We start from the raw sequence: 14,965 nt of genomic DNA on the forward strand, positions 1-14,965 counted from the left end.
TTGCTGAAACGATTGTCACCTGCTGTTTTGCTTTCGGCTTTGTCTTTCGGTCCGGCGCTGCTCGTCATGGCGGTGGCCGGAGTGGTAACCGTAACTGCCTTTGCCCCTTTCGGTTTATGGCCGCTGCAATTGCTCAGCATGGCCGTGTTCGTCGTGCTGTTGCTAGGGCCGCGGCAACAGGCGTTTTCTGTCCTCCAGTCTGCGGCACTGGGATGGGTGTTTAGTTTTTTCAGTCTCTTCACAGCGACCAGTTGGCTGCTGGTAGCAATGACGCGTTATGGCGGCATGCCTGTTTTTCTTGCCGTCATTGCTCTGGCCTTGCTGGCATTCTATCTCGCCTTGTTTGCCGGACTGTGTGCCGCGGCTCTCGCCTGGATACGGCAGCGCTGGCGGGTTCCGGCAGAAGTCTGTGCCTTACTGATATTCCCACCTTTATGGCTGCTGAACGAATGGCTGCGCGGTTGTTTGTTCACTGGTTTTCCGTGGGCGATCACCGGTTACGCACACACATCCAGTCCTCTGGCAGGGTATGCGCCCGTTATCGGCGTACTCGGTCTGTGCTGGCTCGTTGCATTCTGCGCAGGTGCATTGGGGCTGATGATCTGCTCAGACAGTAAGCGCCTGCGTCTGCCGGTTCTGGCTGCGGTGGTGTTGTTGTTTGGCGGAGGTCATTATCTGCACAAGATCACGTGGACTCAGCCGCAGGGACAAGCTCTGACCATCAGTCTGATACAGGGAAATGTTGAGCAGGATAAAAAGTTCGATCAGGCACATCTGTATGATTCTCTGCGCCTCTACCATGATCTGATCACGCGATCCAAAGCGGATCTGGTCGTCACACCGGAGACGGCATTGCCGATGTTGTCATCGCAGTTGCCGCCGGATTATCTGCCCGCCATCAATACCTTTGCGCAAAAAAATCAGAGTGCGGTTCTGATAGGATTGGCGGTTCACGATGGTGGTAGTCGTTATGCAAACAGTGTTTTAGGTTTTTCCCCCCGGCATGAGCAACAAGCCTATCGCTACGACAAACATCATCTGGTGCCTTTCGGTGAATTTATTCCGTTTGGTTTCCGCTGGTTTGTCGATCTTATGCATATTCCTCTGGGCGACTTTACCAAGGGGGATGCGATTCAGGTACCGATGCAAGTGCGCGATCAATTTGTATTGCCGAATATCTGTTATGAAGATTTGTTCGGGGATGAGATCGCTGCGCAACTGGCATCACAGAACCGCGCAGGTAAAGCGGTTGCCAGCCTGTTGCTGAACGTCTCGAATATGGCCTGGTATGGTGATTCTATCGCGATACCTCAGCATTTACAGTTCTCAGTGATGCGCGTTCTGGAAACGGGGCGTCCGATGCTGAGAGCGACAAATACCGGTGCGACTGCCGTGATTGACGTTGGTGGCCGGCTTGTTAATCAGCTTCCGTATCTGCAGCAGGGAATTCTGCAAGCCAAAGTGCAGGGGCGGCAAGGTATGACACCCTACGCACTTTGGGGTAATACGTCCGTGATGTTGCTCGTACTGTGCAGCCTGTTACTTGCAGCTTATTTGTCCCGCAGGTCTGCGGGTTCCCGTCAGGGCGAGTCCTGAAAGCTTGTCGGGAATATCGGTGGTGTTCAAATAAAAATGCCGCTCTGTCGTTAAGGCAGGCGGCATTTTTATTTCAGTAATCTGATGTGGCGCAGAGGTATCAGCGCGATATCGCAGTTCGCGGTAGTTCAGGCTTTCTGGTTGTTGGCTTCGATATCGGCCAGACATTCCATACCGCGCTGACTGATTTCATGTTGTCCGGAGTCTGGATTGATTTGTATGTGCCCTTTTTTCTCAAGAAATGTGGCGACAGGCGCAGACAAGTTGGTCCCGTTATCGTTCGCAATCGAACGCAGACCATCGATACATTGTTTAATGAACAGAACCTGACGGCCGTTTTCAGTCAGTTCCAGGCTGCCGTCTTTACGGTACGCGACCAGTTTGATGCCGGTCAGACGTTTCGTATTTCTGCCTATGCAGGCATTGGGTTTCACGTGTTTAGGCAGTTTGCTGATTTGTTCCAGCGCATCGTATTCATCAATACTTAATTTGTGATTCATTGTGACTTTCATTTTGGGATGGCCGCTGAGGCTGAACTGTCCGCGGCGATATTTACTGCAATCATGACAGATACCCGCAGGTCAGCACCGATCAGCGATTCCGGTCTGGCGCAGATATTTTCGACTGCGAATATATCATAGCGGCGCCCGTTTTCCGGCTTTTGCGCCCGGATCTGGATATCCGGGATGTCCCGGTGGAAGCAGGACAGAATGAGTGATGCGCGTATGAATCGGAGTAATGACTTTGCCAGATGACTGGATAAAACCCTGAAAGTAGTTGAACTACATTTCCAGCTTACTGTTTGTGGACGAAATGCAACGAGGTTATACCCCGTTCTCCCTAGTATTTCTGGGTGTTTTGATTAGTTAAGTAGTTTTTTGTAGTCTCCGTTTGACAGATAATCTAGTTTTAGTACAAAATTGTTTTCGGAACTGAGGGTTCTGAGTGCACTTTGAAGAAAAGTATCACTCTTGAGGTGATGATCAAATATAAGAGCGAGGGGACATTACATGAAGCACGCTATGCAGAAGCGCGAGCAGGGGCAGGAATTTGCGCGCCCGGGTTTTAAGTTGAGTCCTGTTGCGGCAGGTTGTGCAGTACTGGTTCTGAGTCTGACCGGTATTGCACATGCGCAGCAGGTTGCAGAAAATACTGTTGTTGTCACAGGTATCCGTAAGGGTATCGAAGATGCGATCAGTGTGAAAAAAAATTCCAATTCCATTGTCGAAGCGATTTCTGCTGAAGATATCGGTAAATTGCCTGATACCAGTATTGCCGAATCAATTGCGCGCTTACCAGGTCTGTCTGCACAAAGGGTCAATGGTCAGGCACAACAAATCAGTATTCGCGGTACTTCCGGCGACTTGTCCACCGTCACACTGAATGGTCGTGAACAGGCCAGTACGAGTGCCAGTCGTGTGGTTGAATATGACCAGTATCCTTCGGAACTGATCAACGGCGTGACTGTATACAAAACGGCGGACTCATCTCTGGTTGGACAAGGTCTGTCTGGCACGGTTGATTTGCAGACTGTTAAGCCGCTGGCATTCGGCGGACGCACTATTTCCCTCAATGCGCGCGGCGAGAAAAATTCTCTCGGCAGCGAAAGTCCTGGCGCACCAAGTACAGGTAACCGTTTCAGTGCATCTTATATTGATCAGTTTGCGAATCGCACCATCGGTCTGGCGGTTGGTATCGCGCACAGCGATAAACCTAACGTCAACAATTTCTTTGAAACCTGGAACTGGGTCGAGGGTAATAACGGCGTTCCGGCTGGCGTTAAAGCACCACAGGGTATCAAAGGTCTGGCGATCACTGGTAATTCCAAGCGCGATGGCGTGATCGGCGTACTCGAATGGCGGCCATCAAAAAATTTCACATCCACGCTCGACACTTATTATTCCAAGTTATCGCAAAACGAAATTCGCCGCGGTGTTGAAGTCCCGTTGGAAAGCTGGTCCGGCGCGAATTTTTCGAATCTGAATATTGTTAACGGGCTTGCTGTTGGTGGTACGATCAATGCCAGCCCTGTGATCCGGAATAACTGGTTCACCAAAGAGAGCGACATCAAAGCATTTGGCTGGAATAATAAATTCACTGTTGATCAATGGACTGCCGTCGCGGATTTTAGTCACTCATCGGCGAACATTCATGAAAAACTCATAGAGATCAACTCTGGCCGCAGCGCAGGTAATATCTCCTACAATTATCTGAACGGTCGTGACATTCCCAGCATTACTTTTGCAGACAGTCTCTCCGATCCTTCCGCGATCAGCATAGGCGGTAAATTTGGTGACGGTTATGTGAACGTTCCGTCGCTGAGTGATAAGCTCAATTCGATACGCTTCAGTCTGAAACGTGATTTTACCGATGGATTTATCTCCAGTGCAGAAGCTGGTATCAATTACTCCAAACGTGAAAAGACGAAAGAACATCTGGAAACCGGTTTCGATAAAATCGGCGCAGGCACGTTTTCTTCCAGTGTTTTGTACAATCCTCAGGATCTCAGCTTCATTGGTTTGCCAAGCACGCTGAGCTGGGATATTCCCGGTGTTCTGGCGTCTAATTTTGGCCCTTACAAAGCCGTTGTTCTGAATCCATGGGGTGCGACGAAAAACTGGTCTCTGACCGAAAAAGTCACGACCGGTTATGCAAAACTGAATCTGGAAACGATGGTGTCGAATATTCCGCTGACCGGTAATATCGGTGCGCAGATCGTGCGTACTGACCAGTCGTCAACATCGAACGCGCTGTTGTCCTGGCCTATCGCGGCTCTCGTACCGATTACCGACGGAAAAACTTATACCGATGTATTACCGAGTCTGAATCTCGCAGCTAATTTACCTGGCGATCAGGTGCTCCGCTTTGGTATCGGTAAATCGATTGCCCGCGCTAAATTGGATGAATTAAATGCAGCGCGTGAAGTTGGCTTGTCTAACGGTAAAACAGGAACACCAAGCGGTAACGGCGGTAATGCGCAGCTTGATCCTTGGAAAGCGGATTATATCGATCTCTCTTACGAAAAATATTTCGGTAAGAAAGCGTATGTTTCTGCAGCGATATTCCATAAAAACCTGAAATCATATATTTACAAGCAAACAACGCCTTATGATTTCTCGGCCATGAATATCGCCGGTGCGACGACCAACATCGGTACATTTACTCAGCCTGTCAATGGTCAGGGCGGCAAACTCGAAGGTCTGGAGCTGGCCGCATCTCTGCCGCTGGATTTGCTGACGCCGGTATTGGATGGCTTCGGTCTGACAGCGAATCTTTCGTTGACGAACAGTGCTATTTCCATCAAAGACAGCCGCTTCGGTAGCCAGAACATTCCTTTACCTGGTCTCTCCAAGAGCGTTGCCAATGTCACGGCTTACTATGAAAAGAACGGCTACTCAGCACGTATCAGTCAGCGTCGCCGCAGCGATTTCGTTGGTGAAATCGGTGGTCCTGGAGGACAGAACGAGCTGACATTTGTGAAAGCGGATAATGTCGTCGATCTGCAACTCGGCTACGATATTTCGAGCGGATTCGCGAAAGGTGCTTCCTTGCTGTTCCAGGTGAATAACCTGACCGATACTGCGTTCCAGACCTATTCCGGTTCTCCTGATCGTCCACGCGGCTACCAGAAGTATGGTCGCCAGATGTTTGTCGGTATCAATTATAAAATGTGATTGATCCTGGATCAGCACAGTAGTGAATCAGACCCTTCTCTGGCCTACACCGGAGAAGGGTTTTTTCAGATGAAGAAGCCTGCTTTGATCATCTGAAAACAACCAAGCATAAAATGTGAAGGCGCTGAGCTGGTGGCACCAGAGCTCAACCGGCCTGACATATAATACGGGGACACCAAGATGCCTAGTTTGACCAATAAACCACATCTGTCTTTCTGGCAGCTGTGGAATATGAGTTTCGGATTTTTCGGGATACAGTTCGGGTTTGCATTACAGAACGCCAATACCAGCCGTATATTTTCCACTCTGGGTGCAAGTCCGGATGATCTGCCTTTATTCTGGCTGGCAGCGCCGGTCACCGGCCTGCTGGTACAGCCAGTAATCGGCTATCTCAGCGATAACACCTGGCATCCGCAGTGGGGACGGCGCCGCCCATTCTTTTTTATCGGCTCAATTCTCGCTTCGCTGGCCTTGTTCCTGATGCCGAATTCGTCTGCGTTATGGATGGCGGTCCTGGTACTGTGGCTGATGGATGCCGCAATCAATGTGTCGATGGAGCCTTTCCGCGCGTTTGTTGGCGACAAGCTGAATCCTGAACAGCAGACCGCTGGCTTTGCCATGCAGACTTTTTTCATCGGTTGTGGCGCGGTCATTGCCTCTTTATTGCCGACTCTGTTTTCAGATGTATTCGGTTTCAGTAATGTATCGCCGCATGGTGCGATTCCGGATACGGTTCGTTATTCATTTTATGCCGGTGGAGCTATCTATTTTCTGGCGGTGATGTGGACGGTCTTTCTCAGCCACGAATTGCCACCCGCTGATATACAGGCATTTGAGGCGGAACGTCATCAGAGGGCCGGTGTCGTTCACGCCATGCTGGAGATCTTTGCCGGCTTCCGCCAGATGCCACAGACCATGGTGCAACTGGCGATCGTCCAATTTTTCACATGGATAGCTTTATTTGCGATGTGGATCTACACCACGTCCGCAGTGGCCGATAAGGTATTTGGTACGACAGATTCTCATTCTGCTGTTTTCCAGGATGCCGGAAATTGGGTCGGCACCATGTTCGCTGTCTACAATGCTGTGTCGGCGCTGGCGGCATTCTTGCTGCCGGTTTTCGCTCGCCTGACCAGCAAAAAAACGGTGCATCTGATTTGTCTTGTGCTTGGTGGTCTGGGCTTGATGAGTATGTTCCTGATTACGCAAAAAGAATGGCTGCTCTTGCCTATGATAGGTGTAGGTATTGCGTGGGCAAGTATCCTGACTATGCCGTATTCGATACTTGCCGCCGCATTACCTGCCGAAAAGATGGGATATTACATGGGCGTGTTTAATTTCTTTATCGTGATTCCACAAATTGTCAGTGGCTTGTTGCTGGGATACGTGACCAGAACATTTTTTCACGGGCACACCATACAAACCCTGGTGCTTGGCGGTGCCTGCATGATACTGGCCGGTGTGCTGACGCTGATTGTCAAAGATGCGTCGCACAGATAAACCGCGACGCTGCTGCTGATTTGCAATCAGGTTGCGATGTCTCCGATCTCCTCCGGCGCAACCTGATACTTTTCTTTCTTTTCTGTCCCGATTCCGCCTTTACCGGTAAGAGCTTCGCCATGAAAACATCTCTCCAGTTTTTTATTCCTTTGTTGTTCCTGAGTTTCAGCAGCTTAGCCGCATCGCCTTCGGTTATCACACAGAGTGATGGCAATCAAACTTCTCAGAACGAAAAAAACAGCGGTATCGGCAGACGCCATGCAAGCAGCCATCAATCGCCTTTGCAGCCTTTGTTTACCTGGGATAACGCGACGATCTATTTTTTGCTGACTGATCGTTTTTATAATGCGAATCCAGCGAACGATCTTGCTTACGGCAGAAAAAAAGACGCAGCACCATTGCGTGGCTATATGGGCGGTGATCTGGCCGGTATTACAGCGAAAGTAAAAGAAGGCTATTTTAATCGGCTCGGTGTGGATGCGATCTGGCTGACACCGCCAGTTGAACAGATACATGGTGCAACCGATGAAGGCAGTGGCAAATCATACGGTTTTCATGGTTACTGGGCGCGCGATTTCACCAGCGTTGATGCCAATCTCGGTACTGAGACCGATATGCGCGAACTGGTCGATACCGCGCATGCACATGGCATACGCATCTTGCTGGATATCGTCATGAATCACGTCGGCCCGCAGACTGAGCAAGATACTGCTTGGCCAGACAGCTGGGTGCGCCATACACCAGTCTGTACTTACAAGGATGTGGCCAGTACCGTCAGTTGCACGCTGGTGCAAGGTTTGCCGGATATCCGTACCGACAGTAATGAGTCGACGCCGTTACCGCCATTTCTGATCGATAAATGGAAAGCCGAAGGCCGTTATGCCAAAGAAATCGGCGAGCTTGATCAATTTTTTCAACGTACCGGCTATCCGCGTGCGCCAAAGTATTATCTGATGAAATGGCATACCGACTGGATACGGAAATACGGTGTTGACGGCTTTCGCGCCGATACCGTCAAGCACGTTGAGCCGGGAGTCTGGAAAGAACTGAAGCAACTCGCCAGCAGTGCTTATGAGGAGTGGAAAACCGCGAATCCGCTGAAGAAGGTTGGAGACACGCCTTTTTTTATGACCGCAGAAGTTTATGGTTATTCGATCACTGAAGGCCAGAAGTTCACGATGGATGGTGGCAGCCAGATTAATTTTTACCAAAACGGTTTTGATAATCTGATTAATTTTGGCTTCAAGTCTGATGCGAAGAAAGACCGTGAGCAGCTCTTCAGCACGTATTCAGCGCGACTGCACGGCGATCTGCGAGGTTACTCGGTTCTCAATTACATCAGCTCTCACGATGACAGTACACCTTTCGATCTGCAACGGCAGCAACCTTTTGAGGCGGCGACGCGGCTCTTGCTGAGTCCGGGCGCAGCGCAGATTTATTATGGCGACGAAACCGCGCGTGATATCGATATGAAAGAAGCGCAGGGCGATGCCAGACTGCGTTCCTTCATGAACTGGGACGCGCTGAAAGCCAATGCGATGCAACAGGATTACCGGATTGCCGATGTACTCGCACACTGGCAAAAACTCGCGTCATTCAGAAGGCTGCATCCTGCCATCGGTGCAGGAATACATCAGAAAATCAATGATCGTCCTTATACATTCAAGCGCACGTACGACGACCACGGGCGGCACGATAAGGTAGTGGTGGCCTTAGATTTACCTGCACATCAGGATAATCCGATTTCAGTTGCCGGCATATTTTCCGATGGTCAGCGATTACGTGACCATTATTCAGGAAAGACTGCAATCGTCATTAACGGCCGCGTGACTTTTGCGAGCCAGTTTCCGATTGCTCTGATTGCACAGGATGCACCATGAAACAGAAAACCCATTTCAAACGCATCTCATGCATGGCAACGCTGGCGCTGTTGATGCAGTTTTGTGTGACTGATCTTGCCGCCCAAAATTTCAACCGCAGCATACAGCGTGTTTCTGTCCAGCCTGCCTATCTCGAAGTGGTAACGAATGATGGCCGCTATCTATTTAAGCCGTACACAAAAAATATTATCGAGACGAGTTTTATCCCAGCGGGTGAACAATTTCAGCAAACTTCGCATGCGGTGGTGTTGAAGCCGGAAAAAATCAAGGCACAGCTTCGTACTGATGCCCAGCATCTCAGCTATATCGCCGGCAACATGGCAGTTCATATCAATCGTGCGCCATTCCAGATCAGTTATACCTACAAAAATAAAGCCCTGATTGCAGAACATCAGGGTTATCAGCAATTGGCACAGGGGCGAAGTCTGGACTTCTGCCTGGATCGGGACGAGGCTTTATATGGCGCAGGTGCCCGCGCCCTTGGCATGAACCGGCGCGGCTATCGCTTACCTTTGTATAACAAGGCACATTACGGTTACGAAGAACATTCAGAGCAAATGAATTTTGCTATGCCCCTGGTTTTTTCTTCCAAAATGTACGGCATACATTTTGATAATCCGACGACAGGATTTCTTGATCTCGATAGTAAAAAAAATAATCTGCTTGCCTATGAAAGCCTGAGCGGACGTCAGACTTATCAGGTGATTGCGGGCGATAGCTGGGAAGACATCGTTTCTGCATACACGCAGCTGACGGGCCGGCAGCCGTTACCACCGCGCTGGGCTTTTGGTAATTTCGCCAGCCGCTTTGGTTATCATTCAGAATCCGAGGCACGTTCAGTGCTGGCAAAATATCAGGAAGAAAAAATTCCTGTCGATGCGATTATTTTTGACCTGTACTGGTTCGGTAAAGAGATCAAAGGAACCATGGGCAATCTTGCGTTTGATCGCGATAATTTCCCGCAACCCAAAAAAATGATTGCCGACTTTGCGCAACAAGGCGTCAAAACCATACTGATTACGGAACCGTTTATCCTGACCAGTTCGGCCAGATGGAAAGAAGCCGTTGCAGAAAATATTCTGGCGAAAGATAAGAATGGCCAGCCTTATACCTATGACTTTTATTTTGGTCACACCGGCCTGATTGATCTGTTCGATAAGCACGCGCAGCATTGGTTCTGGAATATCTATAAAAACCTGAAAGCCGAAGGTGTCGCCGGATGGTGGGGTGATCTGGGCGAACCTGAAGTGCATCCTTCCGGTCTGCAGCATCAAACCGGCTCGGCAGATCAGGTCCACAATATTTACGGGCATCAATGGGCGAAACTGATTGCGGAAGGCTACCGCAAAGACTATCCGCAAGAACGGCCTTTCATTCTGATGCGCGCGGGTTATTCCGGCTCGCAGCGTTTCGGCATGATTCCGTGGTCGGGCGACGTGAACCGGACCTGGGGTGGTTTGCGTTCGCAACCCGAAATTGCGCTGCAAATGGGTATGCAGGGTATGGCATACATGCATTCTGATCTTGGCGGTTTTGCCGGTGCCAATCTGGATGACGAGCTATATACACGCTGGTTGCAATATGGTGTATTTCAACCGGTATTCCGTCCGCATGCACAGGAGGAAGTTGCCTCAGAACCGGTGTTGCGTGAGCCTGCGACGCGGGCGCTTGCCAAAGCGGCTATCGAGTTACGTTACCGCCTGCTGCCGTACAACTATACGCTGGCATTTGAGAATAATCAGCATGGCTGGCCACTGATGCGTCCGCTGTTTTTTGCCGAACCAATGAATCCGGCGCTTAGCGCGGCGTCCGACAGTTATCTGTGGGGACATGATTTACTGGTGCATCCGGTGCTGAACGCAGGTCAGAGAAAAGCCGATATTTACTTTCCCGCGAGCAGTAACTGGTTTGATTTTTATACGGGACAGGCTTATGCAGCAGGCAACCGCCAGAGCATCGATATTGTTCGTGAACATATCCCGGTTTTTGTTCGTGGCGGTGCTTTCATTCCGATGGCAAAGCCTATGCAAAATACCCGGGAATATTCAACCCGGGCCTTTGATTTACATTACTATCACGACCCCGCCGTTCCTGCTTCTCAGGGGCAGTTGTACGACGATGACGGAATGACGGCGAACGCATTTGAACAAGGCGCATACACGCAGATCAAATTTCGCAGTGCTTACCGTCAACTCAGGCAAGATGTTCAAGGTGAACTGGTTCTGACGATGAACGCCGTGTATGGTAAAAAAAGCGCCGCCATCGACAGGCACGTGCAGATCGTCATCCACAATATCGCTGCGGCACCGAAAAACATACTGCTGCAAAATCGGCCGGTCGCGTTCAGCTGGGATCAGGCTAGCAGTGAAGTGCGGCTCGATATGCCGTGGAAGGCTGGTAAGGCAGTGAAATTAGTGCTTCAAATGAGCGGCGGATGAGGTCACAATATGCAGCAAGTGATATAGGCTGTGGTAAATTGCATATCGTTTTGTCGCCCCATAAAGCATGGCGAAGACAGTATCTTGGTGTGATCAAATTCCGGAAATGAATTCAATAAAAAACATGGCAGAACACACGTTGGCAGGACCTGCATACGCAGAACACGCAGAACATCATAGCGCCGGGTTTTCCGGTGGCCCACGTTTACTGGCGGACATCGGCGCGACCCATGCCCGCTTTACTCTGGAAACGGCACCCGGAATTTTTTCTGCAGTGCGAGTATTGAAATGTGATGATTACAGCGGCATCGTGCCCTTGATCCGTGCTTACCTGCATGATCATCAGGGAAGCCGTATTCAACATGCAGCGTTTGCGATTGCCAATCCGATTGACGGCGATGATGTCCGCATGACGAACCGTGACTGGGCTTTTTCTATTGAAGCGGTGCGGCGCGAATTCGGTTTATATACCTTGCTGATCGTGAACGACTTTACGGCGCTGGCGATGTCTTTGCCCGGCTTGCAGGCAAGCGATGTGATGCAGGTCGGCGGTGGTACTGCTGTCGAAAAATCCGTGATCGGTGTACTTGGCCCGGGCACTGGTCTGGGAGTTTCCGGACTGATACCGACCTCTGACGGTTTCGTTACTCTCGGCTCCGAAGGTGGGCATGTCAACTTCGCGCCTTGCGATGAACGTGAATATGCGATTTTGCAATTTGCCTGGAAAGAATGGCCGCACGTCTCAACTGAACGTCTGATTTCCGGCCCCGGCTTAGAGCTGATCTATCGTGCTCTGGCAACGCGGCATCAGCAGCAGGTGCGCGCCTTATCGGCGCAGGAAATCATGCATGCAGCCTTACATGAAGCCGAGCCACTCAGCCTTGAGACTCTCGAGTGTTTTTGCGCGATGCTGGGAAGTTTCGCTGCGAATCTGGCGGTGACGCTGGGTGCTTTTGGAGGTATTTATATCGGCGGCGGCATCGTGCCGCTGATGGGAGAAAAGTTCGCCACTTCGCCATTCCGTAGCCGTTTCGAGGCGAAAGGACGCTTCAGCAGCTATCTGGCGCAAATACCAACGTATGTGATTACCACACCGAATCCGGCTTTTTACGGCGTTTCAGCGATCTTGTCTGAGCATCTGCGCGGGCGCAGCGGTGACAGTTCTTTGCTGGACCGCATCCAACAGATACAACTGCAGCTGAGCCCGGCAGAGCGTCGCGTTGCGGCGCTGATACTGGAAAATCCGCGTACCGTATTGAATGAAGCCATTGCCGAAATATCGCGTCTGGCCGATGTCAGTCAGCCGACGGTGATTCGCTTTTGCCGCTCGCTGGGCTTCACCGGCCTCGCCGATTTTAAGCTGAAATTTGCCAGCAGTCTGACCGGAACCATTCCGGTACGTCACAGCCAGGTCAGGCGCAATGACAGTACCCACGATCTGAGTGCCAAAGTGATCGATAACACCGTGTCGGCGATTTTGAATTTCCGAGATCAGTTGGAAGTACACGCGATAGATCAGGCGATCGCTTTATTGCGCAAGGCAAAGAAGGTCGAATTTTATGCGATGGGTAATTCCCGCGCGGTCGCGCTTGACGGGCAGCACAAGTTTTTCCGCTTCCGTATTCCGACTGCGAATTACGGCGATGCGCATTTGTTTATGATGGCGGCTGAATTACTCAATCCCGGTGATGTCGTGATTGTAGTGTCCAATTCCGGTAAATTGCCGGAACTGCTGAATGCGGTGGACGTTGCAAGAAATGCCGGCGCCGATGTGATTGCGATTGCACCGCATCAGTCGCCGTTAGCAAAAAAAGCCAGCGTCTGCCTGGCGGTGAATCACACCGAAGACAACGTCGCTTTTCTGTCTATGATTTCACGCATCTTGCAATTGTTGCTGATCGATATTCTGGCCGTCGGCTTATCAGTGGATGCACCGCACAGCGCAGACTCCCGTGAGAAAGAAGCGGCACGTCTGAGCCATCTGCTGATTTCACATCTGGATAGCTGATCTGACGAACTGCCGCGCTGGTTTTACGGCAGCGAGGCAGCCAGGCTCAGCCGGTTCTGGTGTGATGCAGTGTAAGAATTTATTGCACTGCTGCTCAGCGGTGACGTAAAAAAGTACAATGCTGGTTTAGTGTGACCTGCAATCGCGCTTCATCTGCCTTCTGATCCTACTTTATGTCGCTGCTTCAATCTCTCAAAACCCTCAAAAATAAGTTCAGCTCTGGCTCGCCTGCGGTAGCCTCTGTCACGTCGTCAGTGCAGACGCCGCAGATGCAGAGCGACCCGCTGTTGATGGAAGTGCTGGCTGCTGCACTCAGCGATGCCGGAATCGCATTTGAACGTTTAGCATCGTGCATACAACTGCCGGAAGGGCTGGTGCTGGCCGTACAACCGGTGACCACGAATGTGATTGGTGAAGGGCGGGTTCGTACCTGCACACGCATACACGCGTGGCATCCACAGTATTTTTCACAAGGAATCTCTGAATATCAGCACGCGCTTGGTCCTGACGAGGCTGCCGCCATCGCGGAGGGCTTTGCGCAATGGGTCAAAATGGATCTGGTGGTTTTGCTCGATGCGACGCGTGATGTGCCACGAGATTGCACCGTGATAGAAATGAAAGTGGCTAATGGTACAGAAACGACTGAAGGGGATGAATTTGCCGGACTGGCGCGGTTTCGTCAGGTGATTTTAGGACCGGTCGCGCATCTGGCGACGAACCCGCCACCGAAGAAAAAAGAAGCGCATCCGTTTTGCCCTTGTTGTTTGTTCACCGAGAGCATGGACGCATTTCACGCTGTCTTGCAGACGGATCAGTTTCTTGGTGTGCGCTTGTTCGCATCGCGTGATCAGCTCGGTGTGGCGGCTGCGGATTGCCGCGTCAATGGCGAGGATTTTCCGGCAGCATTGCCAGCCTTGACGGCTTATGTAGAAAAATGGCCGCAGCGCGGGCTGGAATTCCGCAAGCAATACGTGGCGATCCGTACCGTGAGCCGGGCAGCGGGAGTCGCTGATGAGGCAGGCAATATGCCGGTGTCGCAGCGTGGTGCCGATATCTCTGTGTGATTGCGTGCTGATGATGCGACGGAGTGTAGAGAGGGAAATGAGATGAACCTGTTAACGACATTGTTAACGAAACTGGCAGCGTTACTGATTGCTGCGCTGATGACGGGCATGCTTGTGCTGGCTCCTTCGTTTCTGGTCAGTTATGCGCTGCCTTTCGTGGATGTCTGGTTTTTTGCGCAATCAGAAGAGCATCAGCAATGGATATTGCTGGGTGTGAAATGGGTGGCACCAGCGATTGCTTTGCTCTGCCTGTTGTTTTTATTGATTGCACTGGCACTCAAAATGTTGCGCCGGAAAGAACTCAGACAGCCTGAATCTGCCGGCATTCATCCGCTGGCAGGTGGTGTAGCTGATGCTGCGAGAGACCTTCCCGATACTACGGACAAAGAAATACATTGAGATCTGCAAAGACTTTTGCAGTCACCTGAATTTCATATACTCCCCCCTGTTTTTGAGAAATCACCCTTCATGTCCTTATGAAATAAAGACGTTTTAAGATACTGGGGGGGAGTATATTTATTGCTCTGCAGTCTATCTGCAAGCTATCAGCGGCAGAAAGCAAAAAAGGCAGGGATTCCCTGCCTTTTTTTGTGCAGCATTGTGCTGCTGTATGACTCAGCGTTGAGACGGTTTACTTCAAGAACTGCTCATTGCCGACCATACCGATCTTGGTCACACCAAGACGCTGTGCCGAAGCCATCACCGCCGCCACCGATTTGTACGGCACCACCGCATTCGGACGCACACAATTGGCGTATGGCCTTAAATCGTTTTATGATTGAGTTTGGTGATCGCATTCAAAAAT

The 14,965-nt window shown here is 50.8% G+C and carries 9 protein-coding genes and 1 pseudogene; 8 read left to right on the forward strand and 2 right to left on the reverse strand.

Annotated elements, in window-relative coordinates; genetic code table 11:
- Positions 1-1,596: an apolipoprotein N-acyltransferase gene (gene lnt, locus ACOTSW_RS03270; RefSeq protein WP_423680978.1), complete on the forward strand. Its 1,596-nt coding sequence runs from the start codon at positions 1-3 to the stop codon at positions 1,594-1,596.
- A 128-nt stretch (positions 1,597-1,724) separates the two neighbouring features.
- On the opposite strand, the gene ACOTSW_RS03275 is transcribed toward lnt, so the two are convergent.
- Entirely contained in the window at positions 1,725-2,096 is a 372-nt protein-coding gene (locus tag ACOTSW_RS03275; protein WP_423680980.1) for a hypothetical protein, read from the reverse strand.
- 510 nt (positions 2,097-2,606) lie between these two features.
- Here ACOTSW_RS03275 and ACOTSW_RS03280 point away from each other — a divergent pair.
- The 7 genes from ACOTSW_RS03280 to ACOTSW_RS03310 all read left to right on the forward strand — a co-directional run bounded on the left by ACOTSW_RS03280 (position 2,607) and on the right by ACOTSW_RS03310 (position 14,559).
- Positions 2,607-5,270 carry a TonB-dependent receptor gene (locus ACOTSW_RS03280; RefSeq protein WP_423680981.1) on the forward strand — a complete coding sequence of 888 codons (2,664 nt, stop codon included), beginning with the start codon at positions 2,607-2,609 and terminating at the stop codon, positions 5,268-5,270.
- Between the two features lie 180 nt (positions 5,271-5,450).
- Complete coding sequence (locus ACOTSW_RS03285; RefSeq protein WP_423680982.1) at positions 5,451-6,770, forward strand: MFS transporter; 1,320 nt, start codon at positions 5,451-5,453, stop codon at positions 6,768-6,770.
- A 119-nt stretch (positions 6,771-6,889) separates the two neighbouring features.
- On the forward strand, positions 6,890-8,650 hold the full coding sequence (locus ACOTSW_RS03290; RefSeq protein ID WP_423680983.1) for an alpha-amylase family glycosyl hydrolase: 1,761 nt from the start codon (positions 6,890-6,892) through the stop codon (positions 8,648-8,650).
- The gene (locus tag ACOTSW_RS03295; protein ID WP_423680984.1) at positions 8,647-11,088 is read left to right on the forward strand and encodes a TIM-barrel domain-containing protein; all 2,442 of its coding nucleotides are present in this window, start codon (positions 8,647-8,649) and stop codon (positions 11,086-11,088) included. Before ACOTSW_RS03290 ends, ACOTSW_RS03295 begins: the two co-directional genes overlap by 4 nt.
- 124 nt (positions 11,089-11,212) lie before the next feature.
- A complete protein-coding gene (locus tag ACOTSW_RS03300) occupies positions 11,213-13,096 on the forward strand; it encodes a glucokinase (protein WP_423680985.1) in 1,884 nt (627 codons plus the stop codon).
- Between the two features lie 173 nt (positions 13,097-13,269).
- Positions 13,270-14,160 (forward strand): DUF6348 family protein, encoded by an 891-nt coding sequence (locus ACOTSW_RS03305; protein ID WP_423680986.1) that lies wholly within the window; start codon positions 13,270-13,272, stop codon positions 14,158-14,160.
- Between the two features lie 42 nt (positions 14,161-14,202).
- Positions 14,203-14,559: a hypothetical protein gene (locus ACOTSW_RS03310; RefSeq protein WP_423680987.1), complete on the forward strand. Its 357-nt coding sequence runs from the start codon at positions 14,203-14,205 to the stop codon at positions 14,557-14,559.
- A gap of 232 nt (positions 14,560-14,791) precedes the next feature.
- Here the strand turns inward: ACOTSW_RS03310 and ACOTSW_RS03315 are convergent.
- Positions 14,792-14,905, reverse strand: a pseudogene (locus ACOTSW_RS03315) (biopolymer transporter ExbD); the annotation flags it as partial.
- Between the last annotated feature and the right edge of the window lie 60 nt (positions 14,906-14,965).

Origin of the sequence: Undibacterium sp. WLHG33 (assembly GCF_049544815.1) — a bacterium.
Lineage (GTDB): Bacteria > Pseudomonadota > Gammaproteobacteria > Burkholderiales > Burkholderiaceae_D > Undibacterium.